Annotated in this window: 22 protein-coding genes and 2 tRNA genes; 12 read left to right on the top strand and 12 right to left on the bottom strand. The window is 67.5% G+C overall.

Features of this window, described 5'->3' with window-relative positions:
• A partial coding sequence (gene coq7, locus EO174_RS12230; protein ID WP_126944631.1) for a 2-polyprenyl-3-methyl-6-methoxy-1,4-benzoquinone monooxygenase occupies positions 1-648 on the bottom strand: 648 nt, incomplete at its 3' end.
• Between the two features lie 181 nt (positions 649-829).
• Here coq7 and rplM point away from each other — a divergent pair.
• Together rplM and rpsI are read left to right on the top strand one after the other, a co-directional pair.
• On the top strand, positions 830-1258 hold the full coding sequence (gene rplM, locus EO174_RS12225) for a 50S ribosomal protein L13 (protein WP_016902424.1): 429 nt from the start codon (positions 830-832) through the stop codon (positions 1256-1258).
• Positions 1259-1260: 2 nt separating this feature from the next.
• Positions 1261-1653 (top strand): 30S ribosomal protein S9, encoded by a 393-nt coding sequence (gene rpsI / locus EO174_RS12220; RefSeq protein ID WP_016902423.1) that lies wholly within the window; start codon positions 1261-1263, stop codon positions 1651-1653.
• A gap of 449 nt (positions 1654-2102) precedes the next feature.
• On the opposite strand, the gene EO174_RS12215 is transcribed toward rpsI, so the two are convergent.
• Together EO174_RS12215 and EO174_RS12210 are read right to left on the bottom strand one after the other, a co-directional pair.
• A tRNA-Gln gene (locus EO174_RS12215) sits at positions 2103-2176 on the bottom strand.
• A gap of 52 nt (positions 2177-2228) precedes the next feature.
• Positions 2229-2305, bottom strand: a tRNA-Met gene (locus tag EO174_RS12210).
• Positions 2306-2423: 118 nt separating this feature from the next.
• On the opposite strand from EO174_RS12210, the gene EO174_RS12205 reads away from it, so the two are divergent.
• The 3 genes from EO174_RS12205 (at position 2424) to bfr (ending at position 4143) form a co-directional block, all read left to right on the top strand.
• Positions 2424-3041 (top strand): RNA pyrophosphohydrolase, encoded by a 618-nt coding sequence (locus EO174_RS12205; RefSeq protein ID WP_024938192.1) that lies wholly within the window; start codon positions 2424-2426, stop codon positions 3039-3041.
• A gap of 80 nt (positions 3042-3121) precedes the next feature.
• Positions 3122-3331 (top strand): (2Fe-2S)-binding protein, encoded by a 210-nt coding sequence (locus EO174_RS12200; protein ID WP_024938191.1) that lies wholly within the window; start codon positions 3122-3124, stop codon positions 3329-3331.
• A 341-nt stretch (positions 3332-3672) separates the two neighbouring features.
• Positions 3673-4143: a bacterioferritin gene (bfr, locus tag EO174_RS12195; RefSeq protein ID WP_005990707.1), complete on the top strand. Its 471-nt coding sequence runs from the start codon at positions 3673-3675 to the stop codon at positions 4141-4143.
• A gap of 255 nt (positions 4144-4398) precedes the next feature.
• Here the strand turns inward: bfr and EO174_RS12190 are convergent, their stop codons facing one another.
• Genes EO174_RS12190 through EO174_RS12180 form a run of 3 tightly spaced genes read right to left on the bottom strand, consistent with a single transcriptional unit; the run spans position 4399 to position 9329 of the window.
• Positions 4399-6666, bottom strand: a complete 2268-nt coding sequence (locus EO174_RS12190) for an ATP-binding protein (protein WP_164740180.1) — start codon at positions 6664-6666, stop codon at positions 4399-4401.
• Positions 6667-6705: 39 nt separating this feature from the next.
• Positions 6706-8664, bottom strand: a complete 1959-nt coding sequence (locus tag EO174_RS12185; RefSeq protein ID WP_164740179.1) for an EAL domain-containing response regulator — start codon at positions 8662-8664, stop codon at positions 6706-6708.
• A gap of 38 nt (positions 8665-8702) precedes the next feature.
• A complete protein-coding gene (locus EO174_RS12180; protein WP_104649169.1) occupies positions 8703-9329 on the bottom strand; it encodes a DUF4126 domain-containing protein in 627 nt (208 codons plus the stop codon).
• 128 nt (positions 9330-9457) lie between these two features.
• Here EO174_RS12180 and EO174_RS12175 point away from each other — a divergent pair, with 128 nt between their 5' ends.
• The 6 genes from EO174_RS12175 (at position 9458) to EO174_RS12150 (ending at position 15203) form a co-directional block, all read left to right on the top strand.
• On the top strand, positions 9458-10195 hold the full coding sequence (locus EO174_RS12175) for a DUF6776 family protein (protein ID WP_126944625.1): 738 nt from the start codon (positions 9458-9460) through the stop codon (positions 10193-10195).
• Between the two features lie 3 nt (positions 10196-10198).
• Positions 10199-10648: a polymer-forming cytoskeletal protein gene (locus tag EO174_RS12170; protein ID WP_104583528.1), complete on the top strand. Its 450-nt coding sequence runs from the start codon at positions 10199-10201 to the stop codon at positions 10646-10648.
• An 83-nt stretch (positions 10649-10731) separates the two neighbouring features.
• Positions 10732-11118: an iron-sulfur cluster insertion protein ErpA gene (erpA, locus tag EO174_RS12165; protein ID WP_024938186.1), complete on the top strand. Its 387-nt coding sequence runs from the start codon at positions 10732-10734 to the stop codon at positions 11116-11118.
• 647 nt (positions 11119-11765) lie between these two features.
• On the top strand, positions 11766-13028 hold the full coding sequence (locus tag EO174_RS12160) for a lipase family protein (RefSeq protein WP_119129443.1): 1263 nt from the start codon (positions 11766-11768) through the stop codon (positions 13026-13028).
• A 311-nt stretch (positions 13029-13339) separates the two neighbouring features.
• A complete protein-coding gene (nudC, locus tag EO174_RS12155) occupies positions 13340-14230 on the top strand; it encodes an NAD(+) diphosphatase (protein ID WP_126944622.1) in 891 nt (296 codons plus the stop codon).
• Positions 14231-14309: 79 nt separating this feature from the next.
• Positions 14310-15203 (top strand): hypothetical protein, encoded by an 894-nt coding sequence (locus EO174_RS12150; protein WP_126944619.1) that lies wholly within the window; start codon positions 14310-14312, stop codon positions 15201-15203.
• A gap of 220 nt (positions 15204-15423) precedes the next feature.
• On the opposite strand, the gene EO174_RS12140 is transcribed toward EO174_RS12150, so the two are convergent.
• The 4 genes from EO174_RS12140 to EO174_RS12125 all read right to left on the bottom strand — a co-directional run bounded on the left by EO174_RS12140 (position 15424) and on the right by EO174_RS12125 (position 19312).
• The gene (locus EO174_RS12140; RefSeq protein WP_126944613.1) at positions 15424-15834 is read right to left on the bottom strand and encodes a DUF2752 domain-containing protein; all 411 of its coding nucleotides are present in this window, start codon (positions 15832-15834) and stop codon (positions 15424-15426) included.
• Entirely contained in the window at positions 15834-16178 is a 345-nt protein-coding gene (locus EO174_RS12135) for a CD225/dispanin family protein (RefSeq protein ID WP_104583533.1), read from the bottom strand. The genes EO174_RS12140 and EO174_RS12135 overlap by 1 nt, the downstream gene beginning before the upstream one ends.
• Positions 16179-16419: 241 nt before the next feature.
• Positions 16420-18342, bottom strand: a complete 1923-nt coding sequence (locus EO174_RS12130; protein WP_126944610.1) for an MFS transporter — start codon at positions 18340-18342, stop codon at positions 16420-16422.
• Between the two features lie 61 nt (positions 18343-18403).
• Positions 18404-19312 (bottom strand): LysR family transcriptional regulator, encoded by a 909-nt coding sequence (locus tag EO174_RS12125; RefSeq protein WP_119129448.1) that lies wholly within the window; start codon positions 19310-19312, stop codon positions 18404-18406.
• A 97-nt stretch (positions 19313-19409) separates the two neighbouring features.
• Between EO174_RS12125 and EO174_RS12120 the strand changes: the two genes are divergently transcribed.
• Positions 19410-20600: an MFS transporter gene (locus EO174_RS12120; RefSeq protein WP_104649175.1), complete on the top strand. Its 1191-nt coding sequence runs from the start codon at positions 19410-19412 to the stop codon at positions 20598-20600.
• 131 nt (positions 20601-20731) lie between these two features.
• Here EO174_RS12120 and yccS read toward each other — a convergent pair whose 3' ends face one another.
• Positions 20732-22945 (bottom strand): YccS family putative transporter, encoded by a 2214-nt coding sequence (gene yccS, locus EO174_RS12115; RefSeq protein ID WP_126944607.1) that lies wholly within the window; start codon positions 22943-22945, stop codon positions 20732-20734.
• A gap of 241 nt (positions 22946-23186) precedes the next feature.
• Positions 23187-24482, bottom strand: a complete 1296-nt coding sequence (gene purD / locus EO174_RS12110) for a phosphoribosylamine--glycine ligase (RefSeq protein ID WP_126944604.1) — start codon at positions 24480-24482, stop codon at positions 23187-23189.
• Positions 24483-24508: the final 26 nt, after the last annotated feature.

Below are 24508 nucleotides of genomic sequence, written 5' to 3'. Positions count from 1 at the left end.
CCGGTACGCCACGGCTTTCATGAGTCTGGAGGCCAGGGCCATGGCGCTGGGGATCGGTGGCGGGAGGGGGCGGGCGCCGGCCTGTTCGGCCTGGTCGGCGTGGCGTGCCTCGTCGATCTTCATCACGCGCAGGATCGCGCGGCTGCGCTGGTCGACCTCCGGCAGGGTTTCCAGGTGTTCGTCCAGATGGGCTTCGACCTGGCGCTCGGTCTCGACCACGAAGCCCAGGCTCCAGTCGTCGCCGCGCAAGCCGGCCAGGGCGCCGAGCGCGTAGCTGCCGGCGTACCAGAGCGGGTTGAACAGGCTGGGGCGGCTGTCCAGCTCGTGCAGGCGGTCGGCACACCAGGCCAGATGGTCGGTTTCTTCCTGCGCCGCCTCCAGCAGATGCTGCTGGGTGTGGGCGTCGCGGGCGACCGCGGCCTGGCCGAAATACAGGCCTTGCGCGCAGACCTCGCCGACGTGGTTGATCCGCATCAAGCCGGCGGCGTGGCGACGCTGGTCCGGTTCCAGTGCGACGTCGGGGGTGTCGGCGGCCGGGTTGGGCCGCTCGGCGGGCGGATTGCCGAATACCGTGTCCAGCGCGCGCTGGGCTTCGACCAGCAGCCGGTCGAGCGGGCCATGCAGTCGGAAAGAGGAGGTCTGGGTCATGCGCCGATTCTGGCCCCCGACCGAGCCGCTGCCAACCGCCAGCACTCCGGCCGGCCGGCGACTTGCGTGGCCTTGTATTGTCCCGTACAATCCCGCCTCTTCTGTTTCGCCTTCACAACGCGTGGCAAAGTTCCAGCGGTCATTGCCGCTGCAATCCGCCCGACCACTCAAGAGTTTTCTCATGACTACGTTCACCGCCAAGTCCGAGACCGTCCAGCGCGACTGGTATCTCGTCGACGCCGCCGGCAAGACGCTCGGCCGTCTGTCCACCGAACTGGCCCGCCGCCTGCGCGGCAAGCACAAGCCGGTTTATACCCCGCACGTCGATACCGGCGATTACCTCGTGGTGATCAATGCCGAGAAGATCGTGGTCACGGGCAACAAGCTGAAAGACAAGAAGTATCACCGCTTCACCGGCTACATCGGTAACCTGAAGACCGAGAGCCTGGAGCAGGCGCTGGAGCGCCACCCGGAGCGCGTGATCGAAATCGCCGTCAAGGGCATGCTGCCGAAGGGCCCCCTGGGCCGCACCATGTACCGCAAGCTCAAGGTCTATTCGGGTGCCGAGCATCCGCACGCCGCCCAGCAGCCGCAAGTTCTGGATATCTAATCATGGCTATCACGCAAAACTACGGCACTGGCCGCCGCAAGTCCTCCACCGCTCGCGTGTTCCTGCGCAAGGGTACTGGCAACATCACCGTCAACGACCGTCCGCTGGACGAGTTCTTTGGTCGTGAGACTGCACGCATGATCGTGCGTCAGCCGCTGGAACTCACCAAGAACACCGAAAGCTTCGACATCCTGGTCACCGCCTCCGGCGGCGGCACCACCGGTCAGGCCGGTGCGATCCGTCTGGGCATCGCCCGTGCACTGGTCGAGTACGACGAAACCCTGAAGTCCGAGCTGCGCAAGGCTGGCTTCATGACCCGTGACGCCCGCGAAGTCGAGCGTAAGAAGGTCGGTCTGCACAAGGCCCGTCGCGCGACCCAGTTCTCCAAGCGCTGATCCATCGCGTTTGCTGCGTCCCGGTTCGCCGGGGCGCCCGCTTCAAAAGCCCGGCCATGCCGGGCTTTTGTCGTTTCGGGGGTGCGTATCGTGACTCTGCGCTCGGCGGCCTGGGCGTGCTGGGTCGCGCAGGGCAGGTCTTTCCGGGGCCGGGTCTGGCAGCTTCGCAGGGGCGGCATGGCCCTCTTCTCGTGCCAACAACCTGGCGGCGGCCGCTGCGTCTGTGCACGGTCGCCCGGGGTGATGCCATGCGGGGTGGCCAGGTTCCGGCAGTGGTGCCTGTCTGCTTGGCCGACGCAGCACGCCCATTCCGGCAGGGTGGGGCACCTGCGGCCGATCCTGTGCGCCCTTGGTGCGGCAGTGGTTGGTGCGGGCTATTCCCGGTGGCTGCCGGGGCGGATCATCGGGCAACAAAAAAGGCCCGATCGTCAGATCGGACCTTCTGTGTTTGGCTGCCCCGGATGGATTCGAACCACCGATGCCTGAGTCAGAGTCAGGTGCCTTACCGCTTGGCGACGGGGCAATAAAACGTGTTGGGCCAAGATTATTGCATGCCTGTGAGCGCATGAACACCTTGGTGGCTATGGGTGGACTCGAACCACCGACCCCAGCATTATGAGTGCTGTGCTCTAACCGGCTGAGCTACATAGCCTAGGGAGCCGGCAATTCTTACCAAGCGCTCGCGTGTTGTCAAGCATTTCGTTTTCAGCTTGTGAGCCGGCCGTCGCCGTGGCAGAGTCGGTGACAGTAGATTTTCAGGAGTCCGCATCGTGATCGATCCGGACGGTTTCCGGCCAAACGTCGGCATCGTGCTGATGCGAGAGGATGGTCAGGTGTTCTGGGCACGACGTGTGCGCAGGGACGGCTGGCAGTTCCCGCAAGGTGGCATGAATACCGACGAGACACCCGTGGAAGCCATGTACCGCGAGTTGCGCGAAGAAACCGGGTTGTTGCCCGAGCATGTCGAATTGCTCGGTGCCACCCCTGGGTGGCTGCGCTATCGCCTGCCGAGCCGGGCAGTACGGCGCAATGAGCGCCAGGTCTGCATCGGCCAGAAGCAGGTGTGGTTCCTGCTGCAGTTCACTGGCCACGAATCCCATCTCAAGCTCGACCACACCGACACGCCCGAGTTCGATCACTGGCGCTGGGTAGATTTCTGGTACCCGGTCGAGCATGTGGTGATGTTCAAGCGCGGGGTCTATGCGCGCGCGCTGCGTCATCTGGCTCCACTGGCGCAGACCATCGCCGGCTCGGCGGCGGTCGGGGTGATGCCCGAGCGTGCGCTGGAGGCCTGGTTGCCGGGCAGCAGCGCGGCCGGGCACGACAGCCCGCGCAAGCGTCCACGCAAGCGGGGCGGGCCTCGTGCGGTCCGGATTAATAATGATTAACGTTTGGAATTGACACCTATTCTCGTTTGCGGTGGAATCAGTGCCGGTCCTCTCCGGATCGCCAGCACCCGACCGATACCGTGTACGTCTGCATCTGTAATGGGGTCACCGACCACCAGATCCGCGAAGCGGCCGAGAATGGCTGCGCCAGCCTGGCCGAGCTGACCATGCGCACCGGCTGTGGTTCAAACTGTGGGTCGTGCCTGGAGATGGCGGGCGATGTATTGAGCCAGGCCCATGCGAGCCGCGCGCTGCCCTTGCCCATGCTGGGGCTTGCCAGCGCTGCCTGAGCATTCCTCCGGCGCGTCCGTGCGTCGTCGATGACAGGTTGACGGGGCTGGTGAGCGCATTGACGCCTTCCTAGTGCCACCCGCGCCCCTGGCGTCGACAGGTCGCCTTGCTGGCCTCCGGCCATGCGCTCGCTCCGGAACCGTTGCGGTCACCGCTGGTTCCCTCCACAGTCCGCAGTGACTGCTCGACGCAGATCGACGGGAGCTCCGCTCCCACATAGACCGTACGACGATCCAGCCGGGAGCGGGCAAGCGTCCCGCAACTGATCACGATTCGCGTTCCTTCATGCGCCGCGGCAACGCGCTACAGTGCGGCCGGCTCACTGTCTCGGAGACATCGCATGAAGGGCGATACCAAGGTCATCGAGTACCTCAACAAGGTGCTCTACAACGAACTCACTGCGATCAACCAGTACTTCCTGCACGCCAAGATGCTGAAGAACTGGGGCCTGAAGGAACTGGCCGAGCATGAGTACAAGGAATCCATCGACGAGATGAAGCATGCGGACAAGCTGTCCGACCGCATCCTGTTTCTCGAAGGGCTTCCCAATTTCCAGGCGCTGGGCAAGCTGCGCATCGGCGAGAACCCCACCGAGATGTTCCGCTGCGATCTGGCGCTGGAGCGCGAGGCGGTTGCCGTGCTGCGCGAGGCCGTGGCCTATGCGGAGACCGTCAACGACTACGTGAGCCGCCAACTGCTGGTGGACATCCTGGAGTCGGAAGAAGAGCACATCGACTGGCTGGAAACGCAACTGGATCTGGTGGCGCGCATCGGCGAGCCGAACTACCTGCTGACCAAGCTGGACGACTGAGGGCCGCTGACCGGGCTGCAGCGCTGCCGGCAGGCGGCGCGTCGATGGGTGGCTTCGGCTCACTGCATCCTGGCTCTTTCTGCCGCCGGGCCTTCGGCCTCTTCCATCGCGAGAACAATGCCGGCACGCATGAGGTCATGAGCGGTCGGCGTGGCTGTCGCTGCCCGGAAGCTGCATGTACCACGCGCACGCTCTTGCTGCGAGCGCGTCCTTGGCACCCGACTGACGACCGCTGCCACGGTTTGTTGGCCGCCCTCAGTTGGCGGCGCGGGCCTTGGTCTGCAGGCGGGCGACCTGGCCGAGCAATGCCAGGCGGGCGCGTGCGTATTCGGCGATGACCAGGGCTACCATCACCGAGGGGCGCTCAATGGTGCCGGTACGCGCGGCCAGTTCGATCCGGCGCGCGGCATTGGCCAGCGCCTGGGCGCCGACGTTGGCGCTGGAGGATTTGAGCGTATGCGCCAGATCGCGCAGCTGCATGCTGTCGCGATTGGTGGCCGCGGTTTCCAGGCGTTCGATCATGCCCGGCGCATCTTCCAGGAACAGCTGCATGATGGTGATGGTGTCCGCGCCCGCCACCTCGTACAGCTCATCGATCACGCTGTTGTCCAGGATCGGCAAGGCGCGCGCCTGCGCGGCGCTGCTGGCGCTTTCGGGGGCGGCTGCGGCCTGGCTGCCATGGGGCGTGCCGGCTGGCAGCGGTTGACGCGGCAGCCAGCGTTGCAGGCAGGCGTCGAGCTGCTCGCGGGCGACCGGTTTGGACAGGTAGTCGTCCATGCCGGCGGCCAGGCAGCGCTCGCGATCGCCGGCCATGGCGTTGGCGGTCATCGCCACGATCGGGACCGGGCGGCCGCCGCTCTCGGTCTCCATCGCGCGCCAGCGGCGGGTGGCGGCATAGCCGTCCAGCACCGGCATCTGGCAATCCATGAAGACCATGTCGTAGCGGGTGGACTCCATGCTGCTCAGCGCGGCGTCGCCATCGGTGGCGGTGTCGGCGTCGAAGCCGAGCACGGCCAGCAGCTTCTGCGCGACCAGCAGGTTCACCGGGTTGTCTTCCACCAGCAGGATGCGCACTTCGCGCGTATTGGCCAGCGCCGGTGCCATCGGCTCGGGAATCATCGCCGCGGCCAGCGTGGTGGCGGGGGCCGGCGTTGGATCGGGCGGCAGCACCAGCGAGCGCAGGGTCTCGTCCGGGCTCTGGCGCGGCACCAGGGTGGCATGGTCCTGCAGCTCGGCAGGCACCGGCTCGTCGCCATACAACCAGATCAGGCGCGCGCCACCGAGGTCGTCCGGGCGCGCAAGTGCGCGATGCACGGCGCGCGCGCTGTAGCGCAGCGTGTCGTGGTCGGCAATGACGCAGCGGAAGCCTTCGCCGTCGCTGTGGCGACGCACCCGTTCCAGCGCTTCCTGGGTGGTCTCCATCAGCACATGCGACACCCCCCAGCCGTCGAGCAGGCGCTTGAGACGTTGCGACAGGCGTGTGTCGGAGCTGATCACCATCACCCGGGCGGCATCGGCGCCGCTGTTCTGCTGCAGGTCGCCGATGACCTTGAGCAGCGGAATCTCGAACCAGAACGTGGCGCCGCGCCCGGGCTCGGACTCCACGCCGATGCGGCCGCCCATCAGGTCGATGATGCGCTTGCAGATCGCCAGTCCCAGGCCGGTGCCGCCATACAGGCGCGTGGTGGAGGCGTCGGCCTGGGCGAAGGAGCGGAACAGGCGCGCCTGCTGATCCGGGGCGATGCCGATGCCGGTATCGCGCACCTGGAAGCGCAGCAGGTGCTGGGCGCGGGTTTCGCCCAGGCGGCGCAACTGGATGTCGACGCTGCCGCGCTCGGTGAACTTGATCGCATTGCCGATCAGGTTGCCCAGCACCTGGCGCAGGCGGATCGGGTCGCCGCGCACCAGCAGGCGCACCGATGGCTCGATATCCAGCCCCAGGCGCAGCTGCTTGCCTTCGGCGGTACGCTGCAACAGCTGTACGACGCCGTCGAGCAACTCGCGCAGGTTGAAGGTGGTGATCTCCAGTTCGAGCTTGTTGGCTTCGAGTTTGGAGTAGTCGAGGATGTCGTCGACGATGCGCAGCAACTGCAGCGAGCTGCCGGTGGCGGTCTGCAGCATGTCGCGCTGGTCCAGGCTGAGCTGGCCGCTGGAAATGAGCTCCAGCATCGGGATGATGCCGTTGAGCGGGGTGCGGATCTCGTGGCTCATGGTGGCCAGGAATTCGCCCTTGGCCAGCGTGGCGGCCTCGGCGGCCTGCTTGGCGCGCAGCAGTTCCTGTTCAAGTTCGCCGTGGCGCTGCAGCTCCTGCTGCAGGCGCTCACGGGCGACGTCGGCCTCTTCCAGGCGTTGCGTCAGGGCGTGCTGGGCGCGCGCGCTGCGGTAGCCGGCAGCTGCGGCACACAGGCCGAACACCACTGCCAGTGCTGCAGCGGCGGCCGTCACCGTGCGCCACGGCCCGTCGATGGCCGACCACTGCAGGCCCGCACCCAGCGCTGCGACCAGCGCAGCCAACACGGCCAGGCCGCTCCAGGCGCGGAGGCCTCCTGCCCGCGCTGTCACTCAGAGCACCGCGTTCGTGAAGTCGAAGTCCAGTTCCTTGCCGACCGTCTGCACCAGGTTGCCCTGGATGAAGTCCACGCCACTCATCCACATCGCCGCGGCCGACTGCGGGTCCTCGATGCGTTGGCCGATGATCAGCAAGCCACGCTGATGGGCGATATCGATCACGCCGCGCAGTTCGTCGCGGACTGCCGCATTGCCATGGGCATCGGCGAAGCGGTTGGCCATGCGCACGAAGCTCAGCGGCAGCTGGCTCAGCAGCGCGTTGGCTTCGTCGCCGGGCTCGAACTGGCTCAGGCAGAACTGCACGCCCGCCTGCATCAATCTGGCGCAGAACTGCTGCACGGTGACTGCGTGGATCAAGGCATCGTCCAGGCGCAGGTCGACGATCAGCGATTGCCCGACCACGCCGCGCTCGACCAGCGCCTTGAGCAACCAGTCGGCGAAGGCATCGCGCGCCAGCGTGCGCGGCGACTGCGACACGAACAACCGCAGCGGCGGGTGGGCGTGCTGGTACAGATGCAGCAGGCCGAGCGCGTGGTCCATGACCTGCTGGTCGAGATCGGCGATGCGTCCGGCCGCTTCGGCGGCGGGAATCACCTGGCCGGCCGACAGCAGCGTGCCGTCGGCCTGGCGCAGCCGCAGCAGCACCTGGTATTGCGCCGTGTCGCCACCGGCCACCGCCACGATCGGTTGATACGCCAGTTCGAGCTGGCCTTCGACCAGGCGCAGCTGCTCCTGCTGTTCGGCCTGGCTGGGGGCCAGGTAGGCCTGCACGCCGTCGCTGCGCAGGCGTGCCTGCAGCGCGGTGCGCTCGACCGCTTCCAGTGCGCTGCCGGTATCGTCGAAGCCCAGGCCCAGCGGTGCCACGCCGATGGCGCAGCGCACGTGCACCGATTCTTCCTCGCGCACCGGGAAGGCATGGGCCGACAGCCGCTGGCGGATTTCCAGCGCCTGCTGTTCCAGGCTGGATTCGGGCATGTCCACGCCCAGCAGCAGGAAGCTGTTGTCGTTCAGGCGCGCCAGCGGATACGGCTGCGCGGCACTGGCCAGGCGATGCCCGGCCTGGGTCATCAGGCGCTCATAGGCGGCATAGCCATAGCGCTCGCGCAAGCCGAGCGCGCTGGCGATTTCAATGAAGAACAACCCGCCGGTCTGCCTGCGCGCCAGCGCATCGGCAAGCAGTTCCATCACATGGGCACGTGTCGGCAGGCCGGTCTCCGGATTGCTGCGCACGCTGACCTGTTCACCGGCCTGCTGCAGCGCCTGCTGGCGTGCGCGGCGGATGCGGTTGGACACCGCGGCGATCAGGTGACGCGGGCGGATCGGCTTGGTCAGGAAGTCGTCGGCGCCGCTGTCGAGCACTTCGAACTGACGCTCCGGATCCGGGTCGCCAGTGAGGAAGACGATCGGCAGCAGCTGCTGGCCGGGCTGCTGGCGGATCAGGGTGGTCAGGCGGATGCCGTCCAGCTCGGGCATGTGCAGATCCATCAAAATCAGATCCGGGTGGTAGTCCTGGATCGCCTGCGGCACGCTGGCGGCGGTCATTTCCACCTGCGCATGCATGCCGGCACCGTGCAGCACGCTCTGCGCGAACAGCGCCTGCGAGCGGTCGTCCTCGACGATCAGCACGCGGTACGGCGCATCGGCGGCCATGGTGTCGTCGCCCTCGCGCGATGCCGAGACAGTCGCCAGCGTCGGCGCTGCGGCCGTCGCATGCGCACTGCCGCCTGGCGCGACGGCCTGGGCTGGTGCCATCGGCAGGATCGATGCGGGTGCGGCAGCGGGCACAGGGGCCGGAATGATGGCGGCACTCACCGGCTCTGCCGGGTTGGATGCCGCGGCGGCCTCGTCGGCCCAGCGGCGCCAGTAGTCGGCCGGCGGCGTCTCGGCGCGCAGTGGACGATTACGCGTGGCGGTGTCGTCACGGGTGAAAGGAACCGGATCTCGGGCGGCCATCAATACTCCCTGCAGTCGCGATGATTATGCGATGAACTTCACGATAGCGGGGAGCGACGTGCAGCCGGCGTGGTGGCAGGGCGCATCGGCGCAACCAGCCGCCGCATGCCCCGCCACAGCAATCGCCACACCCACCAGACCACCAGCGTAGCGAGCACGCTGGAGCCCACCGCAACACTGAGTGCCAGCCATGGGTGCGCCAGTGCCAGCGCCAGGGCGGTGGTGGCGATGGTGTCCTCGGCCAGCGAGGCGACCCAGTTGCTGGCCGGTTCGGGCGAGGTGTTGAGCAAGGCGCGGGTGCCGGCCTTGAGGGTGTGGCTGGTCAGCGCCACGCCGGCGCCTGCGGCCAGCACGCCGGTGCTCAGGTCACCGTCCGGCGACAGCGTGGCCGCGGCCAGGAAGGCGCCGGCCGGCACCCGTGCCAGCGTCTGCAGCAGGTCCCAGCCCGAATCCACGCCGGGGATCTTGTCGGCGAAGAACTCGGCCACCGCCAGTGCGCCGGAGGTGCCCAGCACCCACCACGACTGCGCCGGATGCAGGGCCGGCGGCAGCTCGATCCAGCCGAGCAGGCCGGCCAGGCCGACACCGAAGACGGTGAGATAGACGCGGATGCCGGCCAGCCAGGCCAGCAGGATGCCGATCACGAACAGATGGGCTTCGCTCATGGCGTTGCTTCCTGCGAACAATGCGGAACTATCGGATAACCGCCGGTCCAGCGCCAGCACGATGGTTGCCGACGCTCTGGCACACTACGCCGCCCATGACTGCGCCGGCCCGTCCGGACCCGATGCCCATGCGACCAGCCGCACGCGTTCAGATCGTCCAACGTGACTCCGGCGGCGGCCGTTCCGGCGGCCGCTGGCGGTGGCTGGTGATCGCGCTGGTGTGGCTGGCATCGCTGGGCGGGGCATGGTGGATGGCCAGCCGTACCGCTGCGCCGCGCCTGGTCGAGGCCGAGGCGGCGTTGCAGCAGGCGCAACGCAGTCAGGCCCAGCAGCATCGGCAGATTGCGCAGTTGCAGCAGCGCCAGGTCAATCTGGAGATGTCCGACAAGATCAGCCGCGCCGCCAACACCGAAGTGCAGGCCTCGCTGGCCGAGCGTGACGAGCAGATCGCCGCACTGCGTGCGGATGTGGCGTTCTACGAGCGCCTGGTGGGCTCCACCGCGCAACGCAAGGGGCTCAACGCACACTCGGTGCAATTCAGCGCAGAGGCCGGTGGCACCTGGAACTACAGCGTGGTGCTGACCCAGAACCTCAACCGCGGCGCGATCAGCCAGGGCCAGCTGCGCTTTACGGTGGAAGGCGTGCGCGCCGGCAAGCTGGTCACGGTGAACTGGAACGAGCTGCACCAGAAGCCGGACGCGGCCGGGCAGGCCTACTCGTTCCGCTATTTCCAGCAATTGGACGGCAGCGTGATCCTGCCGAAGGATTTCACTCCGCAACGTGTCAAAATCACCCTGAGCGGCGACGGGGCGCCGGTCAATCAGACATTCGACTGGAAAGTCGCCGGGAGTGGCGCGGGGGAGTAGCTCATGTTCGGAAACAAATCCAACCGTGGTGCGCAGACCGTGGTCGATACCTTGATCGGGCCGCAGGTGGTCATCCGCGGCGACCTGGTGTTCAGCGGCGGGCTGTATGTGGAAGGCCGCATCCTGGGCAAGGTGATCGCCGAAGACGGCGCCGGCGCCATCTTGACGGTGGCCGAGCAGGGCAGCATCGAGGGCGAGGTGCGCGCGCCGGTGGTGATCATCAACGGCCAGCTGACCGGCGATGTGCATGCGGCCGAGCGGGTCGAACTGGCCGCCAACGCGCGGGTGCAGGGCAATGTGCATTACCAGGTGGTGGAGATGAGCGCCGGTGCGCAGCTCACCGGGCGCCTGATCCATGCCGCCACCGCCGGCGCGACCGCCGCGTTGCCGGCGCCGGACGCCGGCCGCGCCGAGCCCGCCAAGGCCTTGCAGGCCGAGACAGCCGAGGCCTGAGTGCGTGGCCTGCGGCTGAAGCGGGGTGTCGGGTTTGGCAGGCAGCGCTTGAAGTGGGGCCGCCTGGCCCCCATGCTGACGCCATGAGCACGCTCGTTTCGCTTCCCACCGCCGCCCCGGCCCCGGACTACCAGTCCATCGACCGGCCGCTGAACTTTTCCGTGGCCGCCGCCAGCAAGGTGCGCGAGCTGATCCAGGAAGAAGGCAACGCCGAGCTGGCGTTGCGCGTCTATATCCAGGGGGGCGGCTGTTCCGGCTTCCAGTACGGCTTCGAGTTCGACGAGAACCGCGCCGAGGACGATCTGGCCGTGGCCACCGACGGGGTGACGCTGCTGGTCGACCCGCTGAGCCTGCAATACCTGATGGGCGCGGAAGTGGACTACACCGAAAGCCTGACCGGGGCGCAGTTCGTGATCCGCAATCCGAACGCCAAGACCACCTGCGGGTGCGGCAGCAGCTTCAGCGTCTGAATCGGCGCGGTTGCCGGTGTTTGAGGCGCGGGCGATCTGCTGCGTGCAACGTTTCCATGTTCAGCGCGGCGTGGTGAGTGCGGTAGCGGCATAAGTGCGGCGACAGGGCTGCGTGCGGCATGTCGCTTGTGTGCATTGCGGGTCTTTTGGACGCGATGCATGTCGCGCGACACCAGCACCGATACCGATACCGTTCGCCGGGCGCAGTCAAAACGCCGAGCGATGTGCGCCACGCACTGCGCAGACGATCGCCACCGGGACGAATGCCACGGGGTGGTATGGCGCCAAGCGCTATCGATGTGCATGTCTAACGCGCTGTAAACATTTGCGTGCTGCGGGTTTCGCCGTGCGCGCGCAAGCTTCGTGCGCGTGAGCTGCAGCGCGTGCGGCGATGGACATACTGCACGCACGCTCAGCGCCGGTGCCCGGACATGCTCGCTTCATTCATGCATCGCGTCTTGTCTTGCCTGACACACGCGGGCCTCGCCACTGCGCTGAGCGAGCGTGCCGCGCGCGATGCCACTTCCACACCATGGCGCAGTAAGCGCATCGCCACGCGTGCGTGCGTGGATCGGGCAGCTGATCCCGTTCCTGCGTCGCGCCGGCTCCCCCGCCCCTTGCATCCATCCATGAGAGAACGTCTCACCATGTTGCAGATCAGAACCCGATCGGCGTTTGGCCTGCTGGCCATGCTTGGCATCGCCAGCGCAGTGCTTGCACCCGGTGCGCAGGCGTCACCCGCGCGCGGCAGCTTGCTCAGCAGCAATTTCCTGACCAGCTACACCCGCGATGCGATTGCCGCATTGCTCACCGCCGAGCCGGCGACCGAACAGCCCAGATGCAACGTGCGCGTGGCCGAGTTCACCTATGCCACCGTCGGCGTCGATGGCGAACCGGCCACGGCGTCGGGCGTGGTGCTGATTCCAGGTGGCGAGCGTTGCACCGGTCCGTATCCGTTGCTGGGCTGGGGGCGGTCGACCGCGACGCTTCGCAACGAGGAACAGGCCAAGGACATCCGTGATGCCAAGGGGAACGACCCGCTGGTCACCCGTCTGGCCAGCCAGGGCTATGTGGTGGTCAGCAGCGATTACCTGGGGCTGGGCAAATCCAGCTACGGTTTCCATCCCTACCTGCATAGCGCGTCCGAGGCCAGTGCGACGATCGATGCGCTACGCGCGGCACGCAGCGTGCTGCAGCGGCTGAAGACGCCGTTGTCCGGCAAGGTGATGCTGTCGGGGTATTCGCAAGGCGGCCATGCCGCACTGGCAACCCAGCGGGAAATCGAGGCGCATCTGTCCAGCGAGTTCCATCTGGTGGCCAGCGCGCCGATCTCCGGGCCCTACGCGCTGGAGCAGACCTTCGTGGACAGCTGGAGCGGGAGCAACGCCGTCGGTGAAAGCAGCTTCGGCATCATTCTGGGCAGCTACGCGATCGTCGCGATGCAGCACACGTATCGCAATCTCTATCTGGCGGCCGGGCAGGTGTTTCAGGACCCATGGGCGGCCAGGGTCGAGGGGCTGTTCCCCGGCAAGCTGGGCCTGACCGATCTGGTGCTGGGCGATACGCTGCCCGGGATCGATCAGCTCAAGGCGTATTTCCAGCCCGGCTTCTACCGTGACTTCGCCAGCAACCCGGACAATCCGTTCCGCAAGGATCTGGCACGCAACGACGTGCTGGACTGGGCGCCGCAAACGCCGACGCTGCTGTGCGGTTCGTCCAACGACGCGACCATCCCGCTAAAGAATGCGGTGACCGCCATTGCCGGTTTCAAACGCCGCGGCAGCACCCAGGCAGCGCTGGTGGACATCGGCAGTGGCGACCCCAACGACAACTCGGCTTTCGTGCATCTGACCACCAATGAGCCGTGCATCGTCGCCGTACGGCATCAGCTGCTGGACAAGCAGCGCTGAGGCCTGGATGGTGAGGCGCTGCCAGCGCCGATGATCGGTCGCGTCCCGGGTCCGCCTGGACGCGTCACGATCGGATCGAGGCCTTGTCGCTGTTGCAGGCGACAAGGCTGAGCATGCCCGGATTCGACCTGATTGCCGCAACGCCGTGCCGATCGCGCGTGCCCTGCCGTGCGGCGCAGCGCGCAATGTGACGCAGTCAGCACCGCCGGCGAGCGCGGGCCCCTGGCACGTCTGAACGCGCGCCGCCAGCCGGGCCTGCATCCGTGGCGCGCCGGTTGCAGGCGATGCCGATTATCGGCAGGCTTGCGCCGATGTCAGAGCCTTCCTTTTCCGCCTCCGGTTTTGCCTTCACCCACGCGCCACTGGATCGCGGCGATCTGCTGCGTGACGATGCCGCTGCGCTGGCGCGTCTGTGGCCGCAAGGCCGCGTGCTGCTGCTCGATGCCAAGGGCACCGCGCTGGCCGATGCCGATGGCCAGCCGCTGCTGATGGACGGCGCCGCGCTTGGCGAAGCGCCGGACGGAGCGATCTTTCTGGGGCTGCGCGATGAGGTCGGCTGGTTCTGCCTGCCGTCCGATGTGCCGGGTGTGGAAGCGCCGCAGCGCATCGACCTGCGCCAGGCCGCCGCCGACTGGCCGGCAGACGTCTCCACCGCGTTCGCCTACGCGCGCGCAATGCTGCACTGGCAGTCGCGCACGCGCTTTTGCGGTGTCTGCGGCGGGGCGATCGCATTCCGGCGGGCCGGCTTCATCGCCCATTGCACGCAATGCCAGACCGAGCATTACCCGCGCGTGGATCCGGCCATCATCGTGGCGGTCAGCGATGGCGCGCGCTTGCTGCTGGGGCGGCAGGCGAGTTGGGCGCCGGGGCGCTACTCGGTGATTGCCGGCTTTGTCGAACCCGGCGAGTCGCTGGAGCAGACCGTGGCGCGCGAGGTGTTCGAGGAAACCCGTGTGCAGGTGCAGGACTGCCGCTACCTGGGCGCGCAGCCGTGGCCGTTCCCGGGCGCGTTGATGCTGGGCTTCAGCGCACGCGCTGCGGCAAGCGAAGTGCCGCAGGTCACCGGCGAACTGGAAGACGCGCGCTGGGTCAGCCATGCCGAGGTCACCGCGGCACTGGCCGGCGACGGCGAGATCGGGTTGCCGCCGCGTATTTCCATCGCGCGCGCGCTGATCGAGCATTGGCATCGCGTCCATGGCTGAGCCGGGGCGAGCGGCGCAGCGCACGCAGATCGGGTGCGCGTGCAGCGGCTCGGCTAGACTCGGTTGAGGAGGCCCACCCATGTTCACCACCCTGGTTGCTGTCGTCGTCGCACTTGCGCTGGGCCACCTGGCGCCCGCCCAGGTGGCGCGGTTGCGGCGTTTCGAATGGTTCGGCCAGTGGCTACGCCGGCTGGACAGCCATGCGGCCGGGCGCGGAGCGTGGCAGGGGCGCTATGGCGTGCTGCTGGCACTGTTACCGGCCCTGCTGGTGGTGCTGCTGCTGCAATGGCTGCTGGACGATGTGTGGCGTGGGTTCTGGGCCTTGCTGTTCGGCGTGGCGGTGCTGGCCTGGACCTGGGGGCCGCGCGATCTGGACCGCGATGTGGAAGCGGTGATCGATGCCGACGCGCCGGCGTTGCGGCGTGAGGCCATCTCGCACCTGCAGGCCGCCGGCGGCAGCGTGCACGAAGATGCGCCGTCGCTGGTGGAAGCGGTGGTGGTCAACGGGCTGCGGCGCTGGTTCGCGGTGCTGTGGTGGTTCTTGCTGCTGGGGCCGTTCGGTGCGGTGCTGTACCGGCTGACGGCGCTGGCGGTGGAAAGCCCGCTGTCGGTGCTGCTGCCGCCGCGCAACCTGGCCGGCGCGCGTTGGCTGCTGGCCGCGCTGGAATGGCCGGTGGCGCAGTTGATCACCGTGTCGATGGCGCTGGTGGGCAATTTCGACACGGTGTTCCGTGCCTGGCGTGAAGCGCATGGCAATCGGTGGTCGCTGGAGCCGCATTTTCTCGGTGCGGTGGCGCGTGCCAGCGTCAGTGCCGAACTGCGCGAAGAAGCGCACGACTACACCGATGCAGGGCTGGTGCCGGTGTGGCGCCGCCTGCCGGAAGTGCGCGATGCGATGAGTCTGGTCTGGCGCGTGCTGCTGCTGTGGATGGTGGTGCTGGCGTTGCTGGTGATCGCCGGGTGGGTGCGTTAACACCAGGCCCGATTAGAGGCAGTTAATCACCTGTGCAATCGGTGATAGAAAGCTCAAGAGCATCGCCATTGACGTTCACGAAGAGCCGGCTTCCATCTTCGAACTGGATGACGACTTCGCCAGGTCGGTGACGTCTAACAGACTTAACAATCTTTCCGACTAGTAGCTCAGTGGCGTGCTCGGATTCTTGCTCTAAGTTCACAGATTTGATCCTTGCGGTCTAACCCGGCGCCAGCAAGGTAAACGGGTACCACGGCAAGTTTCTGGCAATCCAATACATCGGCAATGCCCATAACCAGAACTTCGGCTCGGACATGACGGCAACCACCGGTGCGAACCAGCGCGCGCGCCAACCGGCCTTCCAGGCGATCAGGCCGGGCAGGGTGCACAGGCCGAGCACGGCGGCCGGGTTCATGGCGAAGGCGCCGGGGAGATCGAAGTGCACCAGCGCATACAGCGCGCGGGTCATGCCGCAACCGGGGCAATAGCAGCCGGTCACGGCACGGAACACGCAGGGCGGGAACGGGCTGTTGCTCGCGTTCGGATCGAAGCGATACAGCAACGACACGCCGAGAGCGGCCACGCTGGTGGCCGCCCCGAGTCCAAGCCAATGGCGTGGACGCAATTCCATTACTGCATGTGCTGCAACTGCTGCATGTAGTCCATGTAGCCCTGCATGCCGCCGGTGGCGACCACGCCGATGTTGATCAGCAGGCCGATCACGGCCAGCACGCTGGTCACGATGCACCAGGTCTTGGCGGTGTTGGAGGCACGCCGTGCGCCGTCGATGTCGCCCTGGTTGAGCAGGCCGTTGACCTTGCTGGAGAACACGATCGCCACGATGCCGGTGATCAGGGCCGGGCAGCACAGGCAGAAACCGAGCACGGTGGAGACGATCGCCCAGATCAGGTGATTGGGGACCGGGCCGGGTGCGGCGCTGGACGAGGGATGGATCGGCGGTGGGATGGCACTCATGGTGAAGCTCCTTGGGTGGTAAACAACAGCGAGATGTTGCAGCGCGTGGGGAAGGCAGCGATGGGCCGCGCAGGCAGCGTCCACCGGTCACGGCGAACGCGTCTGACACGGTGATGTGGCGTACGGCGACTTCCCCCGGTCCTTCTTGTCGCGCCCGCTAGGCGAGCGCGGCGGCAATACGTGTAATGGCGCACAGGCTACTCGCGGCGCGCGATGGACGCAAAGCCCACGCCGGCCGCACTCATGGCTGATCCTGGCGCAGTGCACGGACCTGCTGCTCGAGCAGCGCGGCGGTCGCCGTGTCGCCGGGAACCGCTGGGCCGGCGGCCACTTCGATATGCGCGCGGATCCGGCGCGGCACGCGCATGCGGCCCAGGCGGGTGTCGCGGCGGCTCCACATGCTCGACCACATGCCACGCAACGCCATCGGAATCACCGGCACCTGGCGGCGCTGCAGGATCTTTTCCACGCCCGACTTGAACGCTGCGATCTCGCCATCCCGGGTCAAGGCGCCTTCGGGGAAGATGCACACCAGTTCGCCGTCGGCCAGCGCCGCGTCGATGCGGTCGAAGGCCTGTTGCATCAGCGCGGCATCTTCGCGCGCGCCGGCGATCGGGATCGCCTTGGCGGTGCGGAAGATCCAGCGCATCACCGGGATGCGGAAGATCTTGTAGTACATGACAAAGCGCACCGGGCGCGGGATCACCGCCGACAGGATCAGCGCGTCCATGTAGCTGACGTGGTTGCACACCAGCAGCGCGGCGCCTTCCTCGGGCACATGGCGGTCGATCTCGCGTGCGCGCAGCCGGTACAGCACGCTCACCAGCACCCAGCTGAGAAAGCGCATCAGGAACTCGGGCACCAGGGTGAAGATCCACAGCGCCACCAGCGTATTGGCCAGCGCCAACGCCAGGAACACCTGCGGAATGCTCAGGCCCGGCAGCGGAATGCGCACGCCCAACAGCACCAGCTGCGGCAACTGCAGCGCGATGCCGATGATGGCGGCGGTGACGATGAACAGCGAATTCTGGATGTTGAGCCCGGCGATCACGCGCGAGAGTTCGGCCTTGGGCGTGCGGCTCTGGATCAACGCGAACAACGGCACCACGAACAGACCGGTGAACAGGCCGATGCCGACCAGATCCACGATCAGGCGCACGCTGCCGGCCTGCTGCACGAACTGGCCGATCGACAGATCGGTGGCGGGCGCAGCGCCGGGGCGTGCGAAATACAGGTCCAGCAGGAAGGCGCTGATGCCGAACGCGCCCAGCGGCACCAGGCCGATTTCGACGGTGCGCCCGGACAGCCGCTCGCACAGCAGCGAACCGACACCGGTGCCGATCGAAAACAGCGCCAGCGCGAACACGTACAGATCCTGCTGCCCACCAAGATTGACCTGCGCATAGGTGGGCAGCTGCGCGGTCAGCACGGTGCCGACGAACCAGAACCACGACACCCCGAGCACGGCGTTGCGTACCGCCGGCGTGCGCCGGGTCAGACGCATGATGGCGCGCGATTCGGGGATCGGGTTCCAGTTGATCTTTAGCTCTGGCGCGCCGGCGTCGACCTTGGGGACCAGCCGCGCGACCAGGTTGCCGGTGACGGCAATGGCAATCACCGCGGTGGCTGCGGCCTCCGGGCCGTGGCTGCCGGCGATCTGGAAGATCAGCCCGCCGAAGATCATGCCGCACAGGATCGAGATCGAGGTGCCCATCTCGACCAGGCCGTTGCCGCCGGTGAGTTCCTCGGGCTTGAGCACCGAAGGCAGGATGGAATACTTCACCGGCCCGAACAGCGTGGACTGCAGGCCGGTGCAGAACAGCGCAATCAGCAGGATCACCATGTTCTCGGTGAGAAAGCCCACCGCCGCCAGCGACATGATCGCGATCTCCATCGTGGTGGTGATCACGATGAGCTTCTGCTTCTCCAGCTTCTCGGCGATCTGCCCGGCCAGCGCGGAGAACAGGAAGTACGGCAGGATGAACAGTGCCGGCGCCAGATTGGTGTACAGCGTGCGCTGCGCCGCATCGATGCCCAGGTAGAACAACAGGCCGATGATGGCCTGCCGGTAGACGTTGTCGTTGAAGGCGCCCAACGCCTGCACGGCGAAGAACGGCAAGAAGCGGCGCTGCCTGAGCAGGGCGAACTGACTGTGACCGGACATGCAGTTTCCTTTGCGAACGCGCGCAGCCTAGCAGGCTTCCACGGCGGGCTGGTGCATGCCGCTACGCGCGGCGCGGCGTGCGTGCCGATGGCGCGCGCCGCGCGGCCTGGGCGCGCAGCAGCGCCACGAAGGCGCGTGCGGCCGGGGTGGGGTCGGGCCGCCACACCGCATAGGTCAAAAAGCCGAAGCGCTCCTTCAGTGCAACCGTCACCACCCCGCGCATGGCCGCGGCCATGGTCTGCGGCACGATACCCACGCCCAGGTCGGCGGCGACCAGTTCGCGCATCAGATCGGCGTGGGTGACCTCGTATTGCTGGCGTTGCCGCAAGCCGGCCTGCGCGAAGGCCGCATCGACGATGCCGCGCACGCCGGCGCCGGCGATCAGCCCGGCCATCGGTTCGTCGTCCAGCTCGGCCAGCGCCACCCGCTTGCGCGTGGCAAAGCGATGGCCGGGCGCCACGATCAGGGCCAGGGCCTCCTCGTGCAGCAGCAGCCGCTGGTCGGGCACCGCGACCTGTGGGCCGACGCCGACCAGCGCCACGTCCAGCCGGCCTTCGCCCAGGTCGTGCAGCAGGGCCTCGCTCATGGCGGTGCGCAGGTGCACGTCCACCCGCGCATGCGCGTTGCGAAACGCGCGCAGCAGCGCCGGCAGCTGCACGGTGGTGAGCGAGGAAATCTGCCCCAGCGTGAGCTGGCCACGCACCGTGCCCAGGGCCTGGGCCATTTCCTCGTGCAGACGCTCGGCCGCGCGCAAGGTGGCGCGGGCGTTGTGCAGGAATACCTCGCCGGCGGCGGTGGGCCGCACCTGACGGGTGCCGCGCTCGAACAGGCGTGCGCCAAGGGTCTGCTCGATCTTGGCGACCTGGTGGCTGAGCGCCGATTGCACGGTGTTGCAACGGCGCGCGGCGGCGGTGAAGCCGCCTTCCTCGGCCACGGCCACGGCGAACTCCAGTTGGCGCAGGGTCAGCATGCGATCTCAAAACGCGATGGACACAGTGAAAACAATACATTGGAAAGATGCCGCATCGCTGCCCACACTGCGCCCACTCCTTCAGCAGGCACCTGCCATGACCGTCGAACCGATTGCCCACCCGCCATTGCCGCGCCGGCTGGTGTTGCTGATGGCCGCCGCCACCGGGCTGGCGGTGGCGAGCAATTACTACGCGCAGCCCTTGCTGGAGACGCTGGCGCAGGCGTTCGGGATCCAGGTGCGCAGTGCCGGCGCGGTGGTGACTGCCGCGCAGCTGGCCTACGCGGCGGGGCTGCTGTTGCTGGTGCCGCTGGGCGACCGGCTGGAGCGGCGCGGGCTGATCGTCGGCCTGTTCGTGCTCAGTGCGCTGGGCCTGCTGGTGAGCGCCGTCTCTCACAGCTTCGGCATGTTGCTGGCCGGCACGATCGTCACCGGTGCCAGTTCGGTGGCGGCGCAGATCCTGGTGCCATTCGCCGCGACCCTGGCCGCCCCGCACGAGCGCGGGCGGGTGATCGGCACGGTGATGAGCGGCCTGTTGCTGGGCATCCTGCTGGCGCGCACCGCGGCCGGGGTGCTGGCCGGTGTTGGTGGCTGGCATACGGTGTACTGGATCGCCTCCGGCCTGTTGCTGGTCACCGCCTGGCTGCTGTGGCGCGGGCTGCCGCGGCACCCGGGCAATGCGCAGCTGTCGTATCCGCAGCTGGTGGGCTCGGTGCTGACGCTGCTGCGCGACGATGCGGTGCTGCGCGCGCGCGCGGTGCTGGGCGGGTTGATCTTTGCCGGCTTCAGCATGTTCTGGACCACGCTGGCGTTCCTGTTGTCCGGGCCCGCCTATGGCTATGGCACGGCGGTGATCGGGCTGTTCGGCCTGATCGGTGCGGCCGGCGCGCTGGCGGCCAACCGTTCCGGTCACTGGTCCGATCACGGCCATGGCGACCGTGTCAGCTGGGGCGGGCTGGTGATGCTGCTGCTGTCATGGGGATTGCTGGCGTTTGCGCCGCAGTCGATCGCGCTGCTGATCGTCGGCGTGCTGCTGCTGGATATCGCGGTGCAAGGCGTGCATATCGCCAACCAGAGCGTGATCTACCAGCGCAATCCGAACGCACGCAATCGCATCACCTCGGCCTACATCACCTGCTATTTCATCGGTGGTGCGGTGGGCTCCACGCTGGGCACGGCGGCCTATGCGCAGGCCGGCTGGAACGGTGTGGTGATCGGTGGGGCGGTACTGGCGGTGGCAGCGCTGGGCTGGGTGGGGCTGAGCGTGGCGCGCAAGCAGTGGAAGTAGGTGCGGCTGCCGGAACGGCGCCGCGGCCACTGGATCAAGTGGCCTGCGCGCGCATCGCGGTGCGTCGGCATCGCCGCTCACATCGATGCGGCAGTGGCTGGGCGGCGCGCATGCGCACCGCCGACGACGCACTAGGCCTTGCTGCTCGCCAGGCGCGGTGCGCCCTCTGCCGGCGCGGTGGTGACCGCCAGGGCCGCGGCACGCAGCTTGGGCAACAGCCGCAGCGTCAGTGCCAGCTGGTCGCGCACCAGGCGCTGCTTGGGCGGCAATTGCACGGCGTGCTGTTCCAGCGCTTCGGCGGTGGCGATTTCCTGGCTTTCGTCGTGCACCGGCAGCGGCTGGCGTTCGCGCAGGGCGGTGGCGATTTCACCCAGCGCGCGCTGCAGGTAGTCGCCGGCCTGCGCGATGGCGGGATCGTGTTCGCCATCGAGCGCGGCGCGATGCGCGCCAAGCGCGGACAGATAGCCGAGCAGGGTGTTGGACAGCGCCAGGAAGCGGAAGCCGGCGTCCAGGTTGCGCCGATAGCGGCCCGGTTCGCGCAGCATGTTGGACAAGGCCACCGACAACGCGGCATCGGCGTTGTGCATGTCGCGCCGGGCAATGCGGTAGGGCAGGTCGTCGCGCATGCCGCTGTCGTATTGCTCCAGCACCTGGGCCAGGTAGCGCGCGCAGCTGGCCAGCACCGTGGCCATCACCTGGTTGAGGCGGCGGCCCTGCCAGTCCGGCAGGATCAGGAACGAGGCGGCCGCGGCGATCGCGCAACCGATCAGCGTATCGATCAGGCGCGGCCAGATCAGCACGAAGCCATCGCCGAGCAGGTTGAAGCAGAACAGCGCCATCACGGTGATGCCGGCGGTGGCCAGCATGTAGCGATCGGTGCGGGTGATGAAGAAGACCAGTGCGGCGGCCAGTGCCAGCAGCAGCTGCACTTCGGTGCCGGGAAACAGCTGCATCAACGCCCAGGTGGCGACCAGGCCGATCAGGGTGCCGGCGATGCGCTGCACCAGCCGCAGGCGGGTGGCGCCGTAATTGGGCCGGCACACGAAGGCGGTGGTGAGCAGGATCCAGTAGCCGTTGTCGGCATGGATGGACTGCATGATGGTGTAGCCGACCACCAGCGCGATGGCCATGCGCAGGCCGTGGCGGAACAGCACCGAACCGGGCGTGAGTTGCTGCATCAGGCGCGCGCCCATTTCGCGCAAGGTATGCGGCGAGGAATCGCGCAGGCGGGTGTCGAGGTTGTCGCTGGTGGAATCGGATTGCGCCGCTTCCGACAGCTTGCGTTCGATGCTCTGCAGGTTGGTCACCAGCAATTCCAGCGCGCCGAGCAGACGTGCGAGGGCGGGGTCGGCACGCGCGTGCAGGTAGTCCAGCGACTGGCGCAGGTCTTCGGTGGCCAGGCGACTGCTGTCGCCGTAGTCGAACGGCTGGCGCAGGCGGATCGCCTCGCCCAGGGCCGCGCAGGCCTTGCCCTGCAGCGCGAGCAGGCGTTGGCAGCGGTACAACACGTCGCTGTGGAAGAACGCGTCGGTCAGCGCTTCGTAGGGATAGTGCGAGGAACTGGCGCGCTCGTGGAATTCCTGCGCCATGTAGTACAGGCGGAAATACAGGCCCGACTGCACGCCCGGCCGCCCGGAGCGGCCGAAGCGGCTCATGATCGCGGTCTTGGCGGCGTTGAGCGCGCCGACCACCTTGGCGTTCTGCTCGGCCAGCGCCAGCCGGCGTGCATGCAGGTCGCTCTGCCGCACCGGTTCGAACAGGTCGGCCTTGAGCCTGAGATACCGGCCCAGCTCGAAGAACAGCCGCGACAGCCGCTCGCGCACCGGGCGGTTGGCAAACAGCAGCGTCCACAGGATCGACAGCACGCCGTACCAGGTGGCGCCGATCAGCAGCAGCGCCGCGCCGTGCCAGGCCACCAGCGGATCGTGGCTGCCGTGCTGGTCCATGCCGATCATGGCGTAGATCGACAAGGCCACGGTGGCCTGCGCGATCGAGGCGTAGCGCTCGCCCAGCGCGCCGAGCAGGGTTAGCGAGAAGGTCGCCACCGCCATGCCGGTCACGAACGCCAGCGGATACGGAAACAGCAGCACCACCGACGCGGCGGCGGCGGCGAAACACAGCAGCGACAGCAGCACCGACTTGATGCGGCCCAGCCAGTTGTCGTCGGTCTCGGCGATGGCGCTGGCGATGGCGCCCAGGAACAGCGCCGGCACCGCGGTGAGCTGCTGCCAGTGCCAGCACACGCCCATCGCCACCGCCAGCGCGATGAACACGCGCAGGCCATAGCTGGCCTTTTCATGGGCCCACAGGCGGCTCAGGCGGGTTTCGAAGGAGGGAGTGGCCACGGTCTCTGCAAGGCAAGGTGCCCGGGCATTATTGCCGCAGGCACGCGCCGCCGGGGTGGAGGGCGGCTAATTCTTTGTCAGTAGGCAGCGTTTGTGCGGATTGGAGCCGATTGCGCGACGACGGTGCCTGCACCGCAGCCCAGCTGCACGTGCCTGCGCGCAGCCGCGTGAGCTGCGCCTCCGGCCAACTGCACGGGCATGTATCGCGCTTGACGACCTTGCAACGTGTGGTTGCGAGTGCTCAGCCCTGTGCGTCGCGCTCGCGGGCGATCGCACGCCAGCCGATATCGCTGCGATGAAAGGCGTTGGTCCAGTGGATCGGCTGCAGGCCGGCATAGGCGTTGCGCTGCGCATCGCGCACCGTGTGGCCCAGCGCGGCAACGCACAGCACGCGGCCACCGGCACTGACGACCTCACCGTTGGCATTTAGTGCAGTGCCGGCATGGAAGACCTTGGCGGTGGCGGGCACGGCGTCCAGGCCGGTGATGACTTCGCCGGTGACCGGGGTTTCCGGATAGGGCTTGGCGGCGATGACCACGCCCAGCGATGGACGCGGGTCCCACTGCGCCTGCGTCTTGTCGAGTTCGCCGTCGATGGCGGCGTCCAGCAGATCCACCAGGTCCGACTGCAGGCGCAGCATCACCGGCTGGGTTTCCGGGTCGCCGAAGCGCACGTTGAACTCGATCACCTTGGGCGCGCCGTGCGCATCGATCATCAGCCCGGCGTACAGGAACCCGGTGAACGGCACGCCGTCGGCGATCATGCCCTGCACGGTCGGCTCGACCACCTCGCGCATGACGCGTGCATGCACCTCGGGCGTGACCACCGGGGCCGGCGAATACGCGCCCATGCCGCCGGTATTGGGGCCGGTGTCGCCGTCGCCGACGCGCTTGTGGTCCTGGCTGGTGGCCATCGGCAAGGCGTGTTTGCCGTCGACCATGGAGATGAAGCTGGCTTCTTCGCCATCGAGAAACTCCTCGATCACCACGCGCGCGCCGGCATCGCCGAACGCGTTGCCCGAGAGCATGTCGCGCACCGCGTCTTCGGCCTCGGCCAGCGTCATCGCCACGATCACGCCCTTGCCGGCGGCCAGGCCATCGGCTTTGACCACGATCGGCGCGCCTTTCTCGCGCACGTAGGCCAGTGCTGCGTCGACGTCAGTGTGCACGGCGTAGTACGCGGTGGGGATGCCATGACGGGCGAGAAAATCCTTGGCGAAGGCCTTGCTGCCTTCCAGCTGCGCGGCCTTGGCAGTGGGCCCGAAGATGCGCAGGCCGGCGGCGTGGAAACGGTCGACCACACCCAGCACCAGCGGCACTTCCGGGCCGACCACGGTCAGCGCCACGGCTTCGCGCTGTGCCAGGGCGAGCAGGCCATCCAGATCATCGACCTTGATCGCCACATTGCGGCATTTGGTTTCGGTGGCGGTGCCGGCATTGCCGGGTGCCACCAGCACTTCGCTCACGCGTGCGGACTGCGCGATCTTCCAGGCCAGGGCATGTTCACGGCCGCCGGAGCCGATGACGAGGATTTTCATTTTAAGGCCGAGATTGGGGAGTCGTG

The organism is Xanthomonas sp. BRIP62418, assembly GCF_003993495.1.
Classification (GTDB): Bacteria; Pseudomonadota; Gammaproteobacteria; order Xanthomonadales; family Xanthomonadaceae; genus Xanthomonas; species Xanthomonas euroxanthea.
Note: the sequence above shows the minus strand (reverse complement) of the source record. Positions and strands in the feature narration are given on the sequence as shown.